12 protein-coding genes and 1 pseudogene are annotated in these 16957 nt (G+C 57.9%); 8 read left to right on the forward strand and 5 right to left on the reverse strand.

The annotated features are described in order from the left end of the window. Nucleotides 1-1035 (reverse strand): 3-deoxy-7-phosphoheptulonate synthase, encoded by a 1035-nt coding sequence (aroF, locus tag HMPREF9334_RS03355; protein ID WP_006692090.1) that lies wholly within the window; start codon nucleotides 1033-1035, stop codon nucleotides 1-3. 15 nt (nucleotides 1036-1050) lie between these two features. After that, nucleotides 1051-1908: a prephenate dehydratase gene (gene pheA, locus HMPREF9334_RS03360; protein WP_039957258.1), complete on the reverse strand. Its 858-nt coding sequence runs from the start codon at nucleotides 1906-1908 to the stop codon at nucleotides 1051-1053. Between the two features lie 148 nt (nucleotides 1909-2056). Here pheA and HMPREF9334_RS03365 point away from each other — a divergent pair, with 148 nt between their 5' ends. From HMPREF9334_RS03365 to HMPREF9334_RS03375, 3 genes are all read left to right on the forward strand, one after another. Beyond that, nucleotides 2057-2635 carry an HD domain-containing protein gene (locus HMPREF9334_RS03365; RefSeq protein WP_006692092.1) on the forward strand — a complete coding sequence of 193 codons (579 nt, stop codon included), beginning with the start codon at nucleotides 2057-2059 and terminating at the stop codon, nucleotides 2633-2635. Further along, nucleotides 2632-3408, forward strand: a complete 777-nt coding sequence (locus tag HMPREF9334_RS03370; protein WP_006692093.1) for a class I SAM-dependent methyltransferase — start codon at nucleotides 2632-2634, stop codon at nucleotides 3406-3408. Before HMPREF9334_RS03365 ends, HMPREF9334_RS03370 begins: the two co-directional genes overlap by 4 nt. Before the next feature lie 222 nt (nucleotides 3409-3630). Further along, nucleotides 3631-4905 (forward strand): glucosaminidase domain-containing protein, encoded by a 1275-nt coding sequence (locus HMPREF9334_RS03375; protein WP_006692094.1) that lies wholly within the window; start codon nucleotides 3631-3633, stop codon nucleotides 4903-4905. A 151-nt stretch (nucleotides 4906-5056) separates the two neighbouring features. Here the strand turns inward: HMPREF9334_RS03375 and HMPREF9334_RS03380 are convergent, their stop codons facing one another. From HMPREF9334_RS03380 to HMPREF9334_RS03390, 3 genes are all read right to left on the reverse strand, one after another. Next, nucleotides 5057-5962 carry a hypothetical protein gene (locus tag HMPREF9334_RS03380; protein ID WP_006692095.1) on the reverse strand — a complete coding sequence of 302 codons (906 nt, stop codon included), beginning with the start codon at nucleotides 5960-5962 and terminating at the stop codon, nucleotides 5057-5059. Nucleotides 5963-6142: 180 nt separating this feature from the next. Further along, nucleotides 6143-6577 carry a flavodoxin gene (locus tag HMPREF9334_RS03385; RefSeq protein WP_006692096.1) on the reverse strand — a complete coding sequence of 145 codons (435 nt, stop codon included), beginning with the start codon at nucleotides 6575-6577 and terminating at the stop codon, nucleotides 6143-6145. A 41-nt stretch (nucleotides 6578-6618) separates the two neighbouring features. Then, nucleotides 6619-7185, reverse strand: a complete 567-nt coding sequence (locus HMPREF9334_RS03390; RefSeq protein ID WP_006692097.1) for a DUF3793 family protein — start codon at nucleotides 7183-7185, stop codon at nucleotides 6619-6621. 295 nt (nucleotides 7186-7480) lie between these two features. Between HMPREF9334_RS03390 and HMPREF9334_RS03395 the strand changes: the two genes are divergently transcribed. The 5 genes and pseudogenes from HMPREF9334_RS03395 to HMPREF9334_RS03415 all read left to right on the forward strand — a co-directional run bounded on the left by HMPREF9334_RS03395 (nucleotide 7481) and on the right by HMPREF9334_RS03415 (nucleotide 16855). After that, the gene (locus HMPREF9334_RS03395; protein WP_006692098.1) at nucleotides 7481-8533 is read left to right on the forward strand and encodes a methionine ABC transporter ATP-binding protein; all 1053 of its coding nucleotides are present in this window, start codon (nucleotides 7481-7483) and stop codon (nucleotides 8531-8533) included. After that, nucleotides 8502-9155: a methionine ABC transporter permease gene (locus HMPREF9334_RS03400; protein ID WP_006692099.1), complete on the forward strand. Its 654-nt coding sequence runs from the start codon at nucleotides 8502-8504 to the stop codon at nucleotides 9153-9155. The genes HMPREF9334_RS03395 and HMPREF9334_RS03400 overlap by 32 nt, the downstream gene beginning before the upstream one ends. Nucleotides 9156-9172: 17 nt before the next feature. Beyond that, complete coding sequence (locus HMPREF9334_RS03405) at nucleotides 9173-9985, forward strand: MetQ/NlpA family ABC transporter substrate-binding protein (protein WP_006692100.1); 813 nt, start codon at nucleotides 9173-9175, stop codon at nucleotides 9983-9985. Nucleotides 9986-10494: 509 nt separating this feature from the next. Beyond that, entirely contained in the window at nucleotides 10495-11973 is a 1479-nt protein-coding gene (locus tag HMPREF9334_RS03410) for an MATE family efflux transporter (RefSeq protein ID WP_006692101.1), read from the forward strand. Between the two features lie 156 nt (nucleotides 11974-12129). Then, nucleotides 12130-16855: pseudogene (locus HMPREF9334_RS03415) on the forward strand (TonB-dependent receptor plug domain-containing protein). The last annotated feature ends 102 nt before the right edge of the window (nucleotides 16856-16957 follow it).

Below are 16957 nucleotides of genomic sequence, written 5' to 3' on the forward strand. Positions count from 1 at the left end.
TTACTCCATCACCATCGGCGCGATCTTCTCCTCCGCCATGAAGCGGCTGAGCTTCTGCACGCTTGCCATGAGATCACGATAGTTCTCGGGCGTGAGCGACTGCGGACCGTCGGAGAGAGCGCGAGCAGGGTTCGGATGCACCTCGATGATGAGCCCGTCCGCGCCCGCTGCGATGGAGGCAAGCGACATCGGCTTAATCATGCGCCACTTACCCGTGCCGTGGCTCGGATCGGCAATGATCGGCAGATGCGAGAGATGCTTGATCGCCGCAATCGCACTGATGTCGAACGTGTTGCGCGTGTACGTCTCATAGGTACGGATGCCGCGCTCGCAGAGGATGACGTTCGGGTTCCCCTCGTTCATGATGTACTCTGCCGCGTTCAGCCACTCGTCAATCGTCGCCGCAAGTCCGCGCTTGAGCATAACAGGCTTGCCCGCACGCCCGACCGCACGCAGGAGACCAAAGTTCTGCATATTGCGTGCACCGATCTGGAGGAGATCAGCATAGGCGGCGACCGTATCCACTGCCTCGACCACCGTGACCTCGGTCACAACGGCGAGCCCTGTCTTTTCGCGCGCTTCGGCGAGGTATTTCAGCCCCTCCTCCTCAAGCCCTTGGAATGCGTAGGGCGAGGTGCGCGGCTTGTACGCGCCGCCGCGGATGAACTGTGCGCCGCCCGCCTTGATAATCTCTGCCGTCGCGAGCAGCTGTTCGCGCGACTCGACGGCGCAGGGGCCCGCCATGACTACAGGGGTCCCGTCGCCAATCTTTACGCCGCGCACGTCGATGACCGTCGGGGCGGGATGGAACTCACGGCTCGCGAGCTTGTAGCTCTTGGAGATGGCAACGGTCGTCTCAACGCCGTGCATCGCATCGAGCGGAGTCGCCGCGAGCTTTGTCTTGTCGCCGATCACGCCGACGATCTTCTGCCGCGCGCCCTCCATGACCTTCGCCTCAAGCCCCTGCTCCTCAATGGCGCGGATGACGTTTTCAATATCCTCCTGCGAGGCATCCGAGTTCATAATAACAACCATTTATATCGCTCCTTACTATTCATTGCGTGCCGTGTGTACGGGGAAAACACCGAGCACCTTCAGCCAGACGCTCTTCTCTGCGACGGCATCGATGGCATCGCGTATGGCATCCGCATCGCTGTGCGCGTCGAGATCGAAAAAGAACATATACGCGCCGAGTTCCGTCCGCGCGGGGCGTGACTCGATGCGTGTGAGGTTCACCGCGCGATGCGCAAATTCGCCGAGCACATCGTAGAGTGCCCCCGGCCGCGTACCGTCAATCTGACAGACGAGAAGCACCGTATCGGGCTCCTCTGCAGGCGGCGGGAGCATGCCGTCGCGCACAACCTCAAAGAAGCGTGTGCAGTTCGAGCCGCGATCCTCGATCCTGCCCGCGATTTCGACCAGACCGTTCAGCGCACCTGCACGGCGCGTGCAGATTGCCGCCGCCCCCGCATCCGCGAGCGATGCGCCGACGATCTCCGCCGCGCGCGCCGTGCTCGCCGTCTTGATGAGCTCCGCCTGCGGGCAGTGACGCAGGAGGAAGTCGCGGCACTGTGCGAGGGGCTGCGCGTGTGAGTAGACCACGCGGATCTCTGCATCCTTTGCGCGCGCCATCAGATAGTTGTGCACGGGCCAGATCACCTCGCGCCGCACGCGCAGCGTATCCGAGCGTGCAAGCGCATCGAGCGTCACCGCGATCGCCCCCTCAAGCGAATTCTCCACGGGCACGAACGCAGCGTCCACCACGCCCATCTCCACCGCATGCAGGCACTCGCTGATGTCGCCGAAGCATACGATCTCACGGTCAAGGCTCTGCCACTCCATGAGATAGCGTGCCGCCGCCTCGCTGTGCGTCCCCACGGGACCGAGCACGCCCATTTTCTGTCTCACACACATTCCTCCTATAGGAATCTACTATACTATATGCGCGACGTGTTGACAAGGGCAATGGGAAACACTTTCATTTCAGGTGCATTTCACTTGTGTTACACCTGTGCTATAATAGAAACGATTTCTCAACCATACGAAGGGAGCAGCTATGTCGCCAAAGGAGTATCTTGCCATTGTTCACTGCATTGCCGGACTCAAGGAGCGCACGCGCCATGCGTGGATGACATCGGGACGGCAGGAAAGTGTCGCCGAGCACAGCTGGCGGATGGCGCTGATGGCATACTTTCTGCGTGACGCCTTTCCCACCGCCGACCTCACACGTGTTCTCCTCATGACACTCCTGCACGATGCAGGCGAGGTCTTTACAGGTGACATCCCGACGTTTGAAAAGACGGATGCTGACCGCGCACGGGAACACGAACTGCGTGACGAATGGATTGATGCACTTCCCGCGCCCTATGCGGCAGAGGTACGTTCCCTATTCACCGAGATGGATGCGATGGAGACCGAGGAAGCGAAAATCGTCAAGGCACTCGACCGCATGGAGGCAGTCATCACGCACAACGAGGGCGATCCTCACACATGGCTGCCGCTCGAATACGATTTGCAGCGCACCTACGGTGTGAAGGAGGCAGCATTCGCTCCCGTACTCAAAGAGTTGCGTGCGGAGGTCAACCGCGAGGTCGACGAAGTGATTGCAGGACTGAATAAGGAGACTGAACTATGAAAACGAACTACGGCAACTGGATCTCGACCCCGATGATGAAAACCCTCGCAGCAATCGCGGGGGGGCTCTACGTACTCACTACGCTCTATGCGCTCATTTACGACCGTGTGACCGCGCCCTTCTTCATCCTTGCCATCCTCTCCTTCGTCGCGACCGTCGTCGTCCTCTATATGTACTACTGCCGCTATGTCTTCTCCTTCGAAGGCGGCGGACTCATGCGCCGCATTCACACCTACCTGCTCGATCAGCTCCCGTGGGACGGACTGGGACGAATGCTCGAGGTCGGCTGCGGCTCGGGCGCACTGAGCATTGCGGCGGCGAAACGCTTCCCGCTCGCCGAGATGCAGGGCATCGACTACTGGCCGCCGATGTGGAACTACGGACAGGCGCAGTGCGAGGCAAACGCTGCCGCCGAGGGTGTCGCAGATCGCTGCACATTTCAGCACGGCGACGCAGCAAAACTCGACTTCCCCGACAATCATTTCGACGCTGTTGTCAGCAACTTTGTCTTTCACGAAGTACGAACGCAAAAGGATAAATTCATGCTCGTGGAGGAGGCTTTGCGCGTGCTGAAAAAGGGCGGCGCGTTCGCCCTCCACGATACGTTTGGAAACAAGGATATGTACGGCAACATGGATGAGTTCGTCGCCTACCTGCAGGAGAAGGGCATCGCCGACATCGCCTATCTCCCGAACACCGAGCGAAACATCCCCATGCCGCCGCCTGTGCGCTTCATGATGCGCGGCATCGGCATGCTCTACGGGACGAAGTGATATTCCGCAATTATGCTCGGTACAGTGCAAGACTTCTAAGCGAACCCTAGTGGAGCAAGTGAGTAAAGAGCGCGGTACGCCCCGTCGGATTTCTTTCGTTCAAGCGAAGCGCGTTTAAGAAGTCCGACGGTATTTAAGCGTACAAGCGCACGATCACTTGCGTAACGAGGTGTTCGCGTGGAGCTTGCACTGCACAGATGAACATCTTTCACCGAAAGGAAAATGCCTGTGTTCTGCAAAAAGTTCTCTGCCGTACTTGCCGTTGCCGTCTTTCTCTGTGCCGCCCCTGCGTATGCGGCACAAACCGAACCCGCGCCGAGCATCCCGCGTCCCGCATTTCCCGCCACGATTCCACAGGGGATGACCGTGGATGCAAAACTTGCCGCAGGGCTGCACTTCGCCGTACCGAAAGCGAACCTCGACATCCTCCCAATGCCCACCGCAGAGCCGACAGAAATCACCATCATGGGCGAGGCAGCGGCAACCGAGGAGCAGATGCTCGCCTACCTCCTGCGCCGCAACCCGAAGCCAAAGCTCACGGGCACCCCCGAGGAACTCGTCCATGCCTACTACGAGGAGGCGGAGCACGAGGGCGTGCGCCCCGATCTCGCGCTCGCACAGGCATTCAAGGAAACGGGCTTCTTTGCGTACGGCGGCGATGTCGACTGGAGACAAAATAATTTCTGTGGGCTTGGCGCAACCGGAAACGGTGCAAAGGGGCTGTCCTTCCCCAACATCCGCACGGGAGCGCGTGCCCACATCCAGCACCTCCTTGCCTACAGCCGCAAAGAGCTGCCGCGCAGCCCCATCGCCGACCCGCGCTACGACCTCATCCGTACGAATCGTCCCGACATCTACGGACAGCTCACACGCTGGACACAGCTCAACGGTGTCTGGGCAGTCCCCGGCAAGAACTACGGGCAGGAGATCATCATCATCCGTGACCGCGCACGTCAGCCCGACGGCTCCGATGCTTCCCTGCGTGCCGCGAACGCACACATCATGCAGGCGGGCGATGCCGACAACTACATCTATCGCGGGCTCGTCTATCTGCATCGTTCAGCCTACGCCGAGGCACTTGCCGACTTCACCGCCGCACAGAAACGCAACACGAAGCGCAGCGAGCCCTACCTCGGCATTGCACTCGCCCATACGGGCGCAGGGAACATCAAGGAAGCTCGCCGCGCCTACGAAGTCTATCTGAAAGTCGCCCCCGACGATGCCGCCGCCCTCCACAACTACGGGCTCGCACTCCTCGCGGAGAACAATCCTGTAAAAGCAGCTGCAGCCTTGCGCGATGCCGTCCGCCGCGCCCCACAGAACGCGGACAGCTACAGTGCACTCGCCGTCGCCCTCATCCACACAAAGGACTACGCGGGCGCATGGAAAGCCCTCACAGATGGTGCCGCCATCGCCCCCGCAAATACCGACATCCTCGTGAGCCAGATCCTTTTGGAAGCTTGTCTCAAAGACACGAGCAACAAGAAGAAAAAATAACAGAAAAGAGAAAAGGATAAAGTACGGCGACTCTCCCATGGAATTGCATCGGTATAACAACTATAAATGAATGGCAACCGTGCATATCGCACGCAAAAGAGCCGCACCGAGATCACATCTCGATGCGGCTCTTTCCATTTCACACCAGTACTCACTCCTCGAGCTTCAGAAGTCCCGGCTGCTCGATGTGCCACTTATCCTTATGCAGAGAGAAGAGTGCGGGCATATCGACGGTAATTTTATCATAGCTCTTGCCCACCTCGTAACGCGCGGCGAAGGTTTCCTTCATGCCCGCTTCCTCGTGCAGTTTCTGATCGTACGGGAACATGGGGCTCGGGATGACAGCGATGTCGTTCGGCTGTCCCGGAATGTCGTACGCCCAGAACGTCGCCTCGTTGACATCCTCCACCGTCTCGAACTTCGGCATCGCCTTACCGTTCTCGACAGCGGCGTGATCAGAACAGATGAGGAGATGCAGAGAATACTTGTCGATGAGCGGCTGGCAAAGTTCTGCGCCACGCTCGGGCGAGAAGGTCTCGCGCATGGCATGGTAGTCATCGAGGAGATCCTGCCAGATCGGCTTGCTCTCAAGCAGTGCATCGAGGTCGATCTCTTCCTCCTCTGGTTCCGGCTCCGGCTCTGGCTCCGGCGTAGGCTCAGGTTCCGGCTCAGGTGCCGGTGCGGCGGCGCGCGATTTTAGCTCCTCGAGATCCGCAGCGAACTGTTTCGCCTGTTCCTCGACCTGCAAAATACGGTTTTCGAGCAAACCGACCTGTTCCTTGAGCTTTGCCACTTCCTCAGCGGTCTGACTGTCCTTCGTGACAGATGCCTGAATCTCCGCCGCGAGGCGTTCCGCCTCCGTGCGCAGCCACGAGACATGCCCCTCGATGACATCGACCGTGCCGCCCGTTTGTCTCCACGCATAGTGGGTCGCAACGGCAGCAATCGCAACAGCGGCGACAACGAGAACAAACGAGAGTATTGTCATCACGTCCGCCATGACGGGGTGAATGAAGCCCACCGCCTGTACAGCGGAAGCTGCTACCTCAGTCTCCATAGATATCAGCCCTTTCCCTCTATCTCAATCCAACGCTCGAAGTAAAATTACAGCAGACACATATCTGTATATTTTCTCTCTGTACCCCTGAAATTCCTGCTAACAAATGTTTCGATACATAGAAAAAGAGCCGCCTCACATAAAGCGACCCTTTTCAATCAAGCAATTACACAGTGCATATCAGCACGCGCCGACGAGAGCCGCGCCGAGGTTCTTACTGCCCTCGAGCCCCTCATCGTCCGGCTCGTTCTCGACGATGAACGTGTCAACGAGATTTGCACCGGCTTCCTTCGTGCGCTCGGACCATGTCTCCATCCACGCACCTGCGCCCCAGCCCCACGAACCGAAGAGCACAACCGGCTTGCCGGAGAGCTTGCCGCTCTCGACCGCCGCTGCGAAGAACGGCTCATACGAGCCCTCCTCAAGCTCCTCGGCACCCATCGAGGGGCAGCCGAGTGCAAGCCCGTCATAGCCGTCGATCTGATCCACGGTGAAGCTGTCTACCTCAAAGCACTCAACGTCAGCACCCGCACCCTGTGCGCCCTCGACGACAGCCTCTGCCATCTTCTGCGTGTTGCCCGTGCCGGACCAGTACACAACTGCTACCTTTGCCATGTGAAATCCTCCTCATAGAAAACCCGAGAGATCTTCTCTCCCTATACTGCCTGCACCAACTCGGCAAGGGGACGCCCCGCCTCCAGCCGCGTACAGAACTCCTGCGTGCAGACCGAGTACTGCTCAAAGAGCGCGCGTGCCTCGGCCTCGTTCGTGTAGACCTTCCAGTATCCGCTGTAAACAAAGTCCTGCCCGCGCCGCGTGATGAATCCGCGCACATCCTCCGGCGGATAGCCGAGGAAGAGCCCGACCTCCGGCGGCAGCGTCTTGCGTACACGCATACGGAGACGCAGGAACTCGAGACGCTCCTCCATACTGTCTGTAATGCGGTAGCCTGCCTCGCACAGGATATCCTGCGCCGCAGGCACGGCGAGTGCGCGCGCGACGAGCTCCGTACGATAGAAGAGAATGAGGACATACTCCTCGCCCTCCGCGACACGGAACGTCGAGATTCCCTTACAAGAAAAACAGGGCTCATAGGACGCAAGCAGCGCGTCAAAATCCTGAAAGCGGCTCTTTTGAAAGGACAGGAGACTTCCTGCCGTCAGACCCGCAAGCAGGGGTGCAGCGTGATAGCCGAGCAGATGCTCAAAATCTGGACAACGCATCGTAATATCCCCTCCATGCCAAGGCGCAGCATGAGTACGCCTGAAAACTCGTCCGATATACTATTATATCGCAAACGATTCTCATTAGCAACATCTTTTCTCACGGAGGAGAGTATTCTGATATGGTCTGACCATATTATAGCGAAGATTATGCTCGGTGACAACAGAATCTTTTTTATTTATTCATAGGGAGAATCTAATGCCATTTATCACGCACTGTGGTTGGAAATATTGACAAAAAATCGCGTGTGTGCTACGTTTAACCAGAATCTCAGCCAAAGGAAGGCTACATAAAATGATACACCTAAAGAATATTGTAAAGACATACGAGGGAGACATCCACGCGCTGCGCGGGATCAACCTCTCCATTGAGCGCGGCACGATCTATGGCATCATTGGGCTCTCGGGCGCGGGCAAGTCCACGCTCATCCGCTGCATCAATATGCTTGAGCGTCCGACGAGCGGCGAGGTGCTCATAGACGGACGCGACCTGATGAAAATGAGCGAGAGCGAGCTGCGCGAGGAACGCCGCCACATCGGCATGATCTTCCAGCACTTCAACCTGCTGTCCTCCGCGACCGTCTACGACAACGTCGCATTTCCACTGAAGCTCGCAGGCAAATCTGCAAGCGAAATCAAACCAAAGGTTACGGAGCTGCTCGCCCTCGTTGGGCTCGCCGACAAGGCGGACAACTATCCGAGCCACCTCTCGGGCGGGCAGAAGCAGCGCGTCGGCATCGCGCGTGCACTCGCGAGCGATCCGAAGGTGCTGCTGTGCGATGAGGCAACCTCGGCGCTCGATCCGCAGACGACGAAGTCCATCCTTACACTCATCCGCGACATCAACCGCCGCATGGGTCTGACGGTGGTCGTCATCACACATGAGATGCAGGTCATCAAGGATATCTGTGACCGCGTCGCCGTGATTGACGGCGGTGTCATTGCTGAGGAGGGCGATGTGGTGGATGTGTTCACCGCACCGCGCGAGCCGATCACGAAGGAGTTCATCAGCGTTCTGCTCTCGAACGAGCTGCCGACCGCATTTCGCGGCAACCCCATCACGAAAGAACCGTCCCCCGACAGTTATATGCTGCTGCGCCTGACCTTCCTCGGCGAGCGTGCGGACGATCCCGTGCTCGCCGATATGATCCGCCGCTTCCCTGACATCGAGGTCACAATGCTCTTCGGCACGCTTGACCAGATGAAGGATCTCCCGTTCGGCCGCATGATTATTGGCATACGCGGCGAGCGCAGGGAGATCGAGGCGGCGATTTCATATCTGTCCGCACAGCATTTGAAACAGGAGGTGATCGGCTATGTCCGCCGAAATGATGCCCCTGCTGACTAAGGCGTTGGGCGAAACCATCTACATGGTGATCGTCAGCATGGCAATCTCGACCGCCATCGGCGTACCGCTCGGCGTGCTCCTGCACGTCACGGGCAAGGGAGAAATTCTCGACGCACCGATGGTGAACCGTACGGTCGGCGCAGTGGTAAATGCCGTGCGTTCCATCCCGTTTATCATCCTGATGGTGGCGATCATCCCGCTCACCCGACTCATCGTCGGCTCTGCCATCGGTACGACGGCGGCGATGGTGCCGCTCGTCATCGCCTCCGTCCCCTTCATTGGGCGGCAGGTAGAAACATCGCTGCGCGAAGTGCCGCACGGTCTCATTGAGGCGGCACTCGCGATGGGCGCGACTCCAATGCAGATCATCACGCGCGTTCTGCTGCCAGAGTCCATGCCCGGCATCGTGAGCCAGCTCACGACCGTCATCATCGCCCTCGTCGGCGAGTCGGCAATGGCAGGAGCCATTGGCGGCGGCGGCCTTGGCGACCTCGCTATTCGCTATGGCTATCAGAGATTCCGCCCCGACATCATGATCGCGACCGTCGTCATCCTCATCGTTCTCGTCCAGCTCGTGCAGTTTGCGGGCAACAGCCTTGCCGCACGGCTAAATAAAAGATGATTTCTAAGGAGGTTTTTATGAAGAAATTACTCACGCTCGTACTCGCACTCACAACGCTCGCCCTCGTCGGCTGCGGCGGCAGTGCGGACAATGCCGGCGCAAAGTCGGAGAAGGTCGTCAAGGTCGGCGCATCTCCCGTACCGCACGCCGAAATCCTCGAGATCGTAAAGCCCGAGCTTGCAAAGGAAGGCATCAAGCTTGAGATCGTCGAGTTCAACGACTACGTCCAGCCGAACCTCGCGACGAATGACAAGGAAATCGACGCGAACTTCTTCCAGCATGAGCCGTATCTCAAGAACTTTGTCACCGAGCATCCCGAGCTGAAGCTCGCGAACGTCCTCGGTGTCCACGTCGAGCCGATGGGCATCTACTCGCACAAGATCAAGAACATCAATGAGGTCAAGGATGGCGCACAGGTCTCCATCCCGAGCGACCCGACGAACGGCGGCCGCGCCCTGCTCCTCCTCGAGCACGCAGGACTGCTAAAGCTGAAGAACGGTGTCGGCGCTGCTGCGACCGTACAGGATGTCGTCGACAATCCGAAGAAGCTCCAGTTCAAGGAGATCGAGGCTCCGCAGCTGCCGCGCACGCTCGACGATGTGGACATCTCCGTCATCAATACGAACTGGGCAATGCAGGCAGATCTCGTGCCGACGCGCGATGCCCTCTTCATGGAGGACAAGACCTCCCCGTACGTCAACATCCTTGTCGTCCGTCAGGGCGATGAGAGCCGCCCCGAGATCCAGGCACTCATGAAGGCGCTCCACTCCGAGGCGGTCAAGAAGTTCATCAACGAGAAATACAAGGGGGCAATCATCCCTGCATTCTGAGAAATGAGGCAACAGCGCGGGACTGTTGCACGAACGCCCCTATCGACTCGCTGCGCTCGCCACTTACTGACCTGTCCGAGAAGCAAGCCCAAAGGGGGTAGCTGATCGGGAAACAGGTCGTATGGGAAAACGTCCCAAGAACACGAGCGTTAGCGACGTGCGATTGGATGACGTTGACCGCTCCCCCGCTCTGACGGGGGAAGCTAATATGCCATAATCCTAGCCTCCCCTGTTGCTGACCTGTCCAAGAAGCAAGTCCATAGGACGAAGCTGATTGGGAAACAGGTCGTATGGGAAAACGTCCCAAGAACACAAGCATAAGCGAAGTGTGATTGGATGACGTTGACCGCTCGACACGGGGGAGGGGGACCGCGTAAGCGGTGGAAGGGGCGCTTGCAGCGATAGCGCTGACATAATGACACGGGGCTATTGCACGAAGTTTTCTAACTTCGTACAATAGCTCCGTTTTTTGTTTGCATATATACTCCCATGTGATAAAATATCTCATTATGGATAACATTCTCAGCAAGCTCCGCGTCCTCAAACGCCGCGAGCGCATCTACGGCATACGCAACCCGCTCACCTATGACTTTCTGCATCACAACCTGCATCATCTGCACGTTCTGCTCTTTCACAGCGCGGATCAGCAGGACTTTACGCGCGGCGCGATTGTGCGTCAGCTGCTCATCTTCATGCTGCCGATTCTGCTCTCGCAGCTGCTCCAACAGTTCTACACCATCGCAGACACCGCCCTCGTCGGACAGGCACTCGGCGCAGAGGCTCTGGCAGCGGTCGGTACGGCGAGCCTCATACTCTCCGTCATCGTCAACTTCTTCATCGGATTCTCGGCAGGGCTCAGTGTGCTTGTCTCGCATCTCTACGGGGAAAAACAGTACGCACGTCTGAGCGCGCTCGTACAGAGCATCTTCGTCACCGTCCTTGCATTTGCCGTACTCTTTACAGCGGCAGGCATCCTGCTGACCGAGCAGCTGCTCACCGCACTCTCCACCCCTGCTGAGCTCATCCCGCAGGCAAGCCTCTATCTGCGCATCGCACTCGGCGGTATACTCGCACAGCTCCTCTACAACACGGCGAGTGCCATCCTGCGTGCCCTTGGCAACACGACGAGTGCGCTGCACTATCTCGCCGCTGCCGTCATACTCAACATCGTCCTCGACGTACTCCTCCTCTTCGTCATTCCCTGCGGCATCGCGGGCGCGGCGATGGCAACCGTCGCGGCGCAGTACGTCTCTGCGCTCCTCGCCCTACACAAGCTCCTTTATCTGCGCGGAGCTTGGCAGCTGCGTCTGCATCGCCCCTTTTTCACCCCACGCCATCTCCTGCCCATTCTCGGCACGAGCATTCCGGCGGGACTGCAAGCGGTCTTTATGAGCATTTCATCCCTTGTCATCCAGACCTACATCAACTCGTTCGGTTATGCAGCGATGGCGGGCATGACCGTCTACGCACGCATCGAGGGCTTCCTCTACTACCCCCTCTTTGCGTTCGGCATTGCACTCACGAGCTTCATCGGGCAGAACGTCGGTGCACATGACCTCATACGCGTTCGTGCAGGCCTGCGTGTGAGTCTTCGAATCGCGGCGGGCGGAGCGATGGGCATGGCGCTCGCTGCAGGTCTTGCCGCGCCGACGCTTGTCACCCTCTTTACCGACGATCCCGCCGTCATTGAGAATGCGCTCGATGCTGTTTACTATACGTTCCCGTTTTACTTCCTCTACGGCATCAATCAGATCTATATCGGCGCGCTTCGCGGTCTCGGCGATACCCTCTATCCCATGATGACCGCGTTCGCCGCCTACTGCGTGTTCCGCGTCGCATGGTGCTATGCGTGGGACATCGTCGGCATCCACTCCATGCACATCGTCTACAGCGCGTACAATGTCAGCTTCTTTGTCATGGCAGTCCTCCTCTGGTTCGGCTGCCGACGTTCAATGACACGCATGCGTGACTTTTATCACAAAATATGAATATTGCTCACTTTTCAACCTAAAATAAAATTCACAAAAAATTTTTTCACAAAGATATAGACATTTACTCTCATGATGATATAATTGAGACGCATTCTTTTTCGCATTGCATTCAGAATGTTTGTCATATCATATTTATCATCAAAGGAGTATCTTATGCCACGAAGGAAGGGACGACATTTTCACCGACTGCTCACCTGCGCCATTATGACATGGCTTGCCATGCCCACCTATACCGTGTGGGCGGACGATGGTACACAGGGGGGGGGGCAGTGTATCTACTGCTGATATTCACGTCGATGCCGATGCCGCAAAGGAAGAGGCGAAATACGAGTCGCAGTCAACGACGATCATCACGGCGGAGGACATCGCACGCAAACAGGCGAAGTCCGTTGAGGACGTAATCTTTAACGAGGTCGGTGTGACGCGTACCATCGACGCAATGGGCAACGTCGGCGTATCAATTCGCGGCGGTGACCCACGCCACACGCTGCTGCTCGTGGATGGGCAGCGCGTGCTCGGTGGCGAGGCGAAATACAACGGCAACGGCGACGAGCTGCTGCGCATCGGTGCGGAGAACATCGAGCGCATTGAGATCATCCGCGGTGCGGCGAGCGCGAAGTACGGCGCGGATGCCATCGGCGGCGTGATCCACGTCATCACGAAACAGGGCGTGAAGAACCCATCAGTCTCGCTGAACATCGAGGGACGCTATCACAGCTCCCGCGGTCATAGCGGCACGGAGACGAACACCCTGCCCGCGAACTTCTACCTGCGTGCGGATTCGGGCGACATGGGCAAGCTGAACCTCAGCGGATGGACATCAAAGCGTGAGGTGATACCCGTCTACTCCGACGGCAAACAGTTCATCGCAGGCGAGAACTGGTATGAGGATTTCAAACCGTCGCTGCGCTTCTACGGCTCGATCAAGAACGACGGTGTGAGCGGTTCCTACAGCTTTGACGATGCGAACAAGCTCTCCTTCCGCTTCACGACAGAGCGCGAGAACATGCAGCGGCGCAACAAGGGCGAGCTCTACCCACTCGGCTCGTTCTTCGAGCCGATGCAAGTGTATCAGCGCGACCGCAAGCGTGACACATACAGTCTCAGCTACGAAGGCCGCATCGGCAAGAATACGGACTTCACACTGAACTACGGCTACGGCAAGCTGCGCGAGGACGACTCGACCCTCCTCACTTACTACAGCAGCGGGCGTGACAAATACTCGGGCAAGAACAGTCTCGCAGGTGTGGACTATCTTGACCACACGCAGACGAACGTCGACCTGCACTTCAACACCGCCGTAAACGACGCGCACTATCTCAGCTATGGATTCGGCTGGCAAAAGGAGTACGCCGAGGGCTCACGTCTGCGCAATGCGCCAAAAAGCTACACGAAAAGGATCAACCCGTGGGACTATGACAAGTCGCTCGCGGTCGAGGACAATACAGCGGGGAAGGATGATGAACCGGACTCGTATGTCCACAACTATAAATTTCTCCGCAACGAAAACGGCTTTATCTGGGACAAGAATGGCGAATACTACGGCTCGGAAAAGCCGCCGATGACGTATGAAGAGGCAAAAGCCTACATGGAGAGCGGTTTCTCCGATCCTGATTTAGAAGACAAATTCAACGCGTTCAACGATCTCTTGAATGCGCAGAACGATTTCAGCGATCCCAAATTCAATAACCTGCCCATGATGTATAAATACGCTCCTACACTGGGATACTACGGGCTGTTGTACGACGGATCGAATCCCGCCTACAAACAGGACAAAAACATCACATTCAACGGGAAATATTACGGGCAGGTGTTCGAGGAGCGCAAAAACCAACTGCTGATCGGCGAAGCAGATCTCACAAAGACCTACGCCTATGTACAGGACAGCTGGCAGGTCACGCCGAAGACCATCCTCACGCCCATCCTGCGCATCGACCACAGCAACCGCTTCGGGTCGCACGCAACGTTTAACCTCGGCATGACACACATGCTTGCGAAACACCGCCGGCTCAAGGCGAACATCGGCACGGGCTACGGCGAGCCGGGGCTCGGCGAGCTGTTCTACAACTGGGAGATGTACGGCGGCACGGGCGCAGATCATCTCGGCTGGTACTGGATCGGCAATCCGAATCTGAAGCCCGAGAAATCGTTCAACATCGATCTCGCACTCGAGGGAGAGAATGAACATACCTACGGCAAGGTCGGTGTGTTCCACAACGAGATCTCGGACTATATGACCCACTACTTCACGGGTCAGCTCGTGGACTTCAACTTCCACGGCAAGAGTTTCCGCAACGTCCCCGACCGCATCTACAGCTTCCGCAACATCGGCAAGGCAAAGCTCACGGGGATCGAGGCAGAGGTCCAGCACAAGTTCAACAAGAACTGGAGTGCAAAGCTCGGCTATACCTACCTGCACGCAATCAATGCGAGCGACAATGATCTGCCGCACCGCCTGCTCGATCGCCCGACGCATAAATTCGATGTCGGTGTCAACTACAAGGACGATGCACACGGCTGGCGTGCGGCGTTCTGGGGCAGCTTCTTCAGCCGGATGCTCGACAGCAACTCCGTCAAGACAGACAACCTGTTTGAAAAGGATGGCTCGGGCAACTACATCCGCAAGCGCGGCGAGTACCGTGAAAAGAGTTTCGGCATTTGGAACCTGCTCGTCGAGAAGGACATCCGCAAGGACTTCACCGTCTACGCAGGGGTGGACAACCTCTTCAACCATCAGGACGACGATCGCGCCTATCATGACCGCACGTTCCGCTTCGGCGTGAATATGAAATTCGACGATTTCGGCTCGTTCCTCGGCACGGGAATTCATCGCAATGCGGATGGCGTACTCGTCGATCGGGACGGTGTGCCGCTGAAAAACTTCTACGGAGACGACTTCTTCCTGCGCCGCCCCGAGACGGCGACGGACGGCAGAGCAAAGGGCAGCCTCGACTTCTTCGGCGACTTCCGTATGCGTACGAGCACCTATCGCGGCTATGATCGCGCGGAGATGCGCGAGACGAAGGAGACGCAGGCGGACGAAGCGGCGGCACGCAACTACGCTGACCGCCCGGGACACGGCTTCGGGCAGCGTCTGCGCATCGGCGCGGACTACCGCATTGACGACAAGCTCGGGGTCAAGGCTGTGCTCGCAACGGGCAAGGCAAACGATGCGGCGAATCCCGTAGACGAAAATAAGGGGCTCGGCGGTGTTCACATCGAACGCGCCGAGGTCACGGGCAGCCCGGGACGCTGGGACTGGACGCTCGGGCGCATCCACGAGCCAATGGGCGTAACGGGCTACTGGTTCGGCAAGGAGTATGACGGCGCACGCGTCCTCTATACAAAGGATCGTACGCAGGTCGCCGCCGGCTTTGGCGACTTCTCCCGCACGACAGGTGTCTACGACAGCGCCTACAGTCACAAGGAGGCAACAATCATCCGCCGCGCCCCGACGCTCAACGAGCTGCTTGGCTACTATACCCATACGAACGACAATACGAACGCGCACCTCTATCCCATGAACTACGACCCGAATGCACCGGCGAACTTCCGCGAGAAGTATAACAACGCGGGCAAGATTCAGGACGCAAACGGCAACTGGGTGCGAGATCCCGCACTCTCCGATGTGCAGATCGCCGAAAAGAAGCTTGAGGTCATCCGCGATCTGGTCGGCATCCTCAAATCTATCGATGCTGAGATGCAGCGCCGTGCCAATGCCGAGCCGGGCGGACACTATGAAAACCAATGGAACAAATTCGTGGAAGAAGGTCCTAGTCGCGGCAAGGTATCCAGTGCCTATACCACATTCTACCGCGCACGCGTTGTTGTACGGCGCGGCGACGGCGTTGTTCGAGACCTCTATCGGGATAATGGCAGAGAGGCTTTGAAATACATCTCTGCACACAATTCACTCGATCAGAGTTTGCTCGATAATCCCAAATATGGTGGTGTCGAGGGGCTGATGCGCTCCGAGAATATTCGGACGATGATGGACGACATCCTAAAGTCTGTCGAAGATGCAGGCAGCACCTACGAGACGGAGGACGGACAGCCGCTGACGCGTGCGCAGGCAATCGACCGTATGTTCACGGATTTCGTTGGAGAGACGGCAACCATCCGCGGCACAGACGCAGGATCAAATCATACATATAATGGAGTTTCTCATTTCTTGGAGAGGTTCAGTGACTCTATCCAGTTTAATCCTGTGAACGGCGCCCCCATCCCTCTCCCCGGTGCCCCCATCGCCTTCCGCCAGCCCGGCTTCCTGCTGAAACACGACGTGATTCCAAAGATGGAGCGTGCGGGCTTCCTCAAGGTACGCCATCAGTTCGGCAGCCGCCTCGGTGCGGAGCTGTGGACGCTGCACTCCTTCGGACACGGCATGGATGTGAAGGGCGAGAAACTCCCCATCGCGAATGTCATCGGCATCGGCGCACGCGCAGTCCTGGGACCGCGCACGATGTTCTCCTTCGACTACGGCATCAACCGCGCTGCGACGGGACGTTACTTCCACGGCGGCAGGGACATCTACGGACGCTATACGGGCGGCGGCTCTGTGCCGTACTTCTGGGTCATGCGTCTGGACTTCGGCATTCCCGACATGGATATTCCCGGCAGCTGGGGTGTCTACCTCGACTACAAGAACTTTGAGCACGGCGCATTCCTCGGCGGCACGGGCGCAGATCTGCCCGACCGTTACCTCGACGGCATCCGCTCCTTTACCACGGGTATTGCCTTCGTCCCTGCGCGTGACCTCATGCTTGAGGCGATGTATACCTTCGGCGCGCGCAGCACGCAGATGCGCGACACGCTCTACACGCCCGAACACTTCCGTCTCGGCGACTACACGCGCATCCAGCTGACCTATCGATTCTGATTTTACACACACACAAAAATCCTGCTCCCGAACATCGGGAACAGGATTTTTTCTTTTAAGTTCAACGCGCCCCTTCCACCGCTTGCTGACCTGTCCAAGAAG

This window comes from Centipeda infelix ATCC 43532, assembly GCF_000234095.1.
Lineage (GTDB): Bacteria > Bacillota > Negativicutes > Selenomonadales > Selenomonadaceae > Centipeda > Centipeda infelix.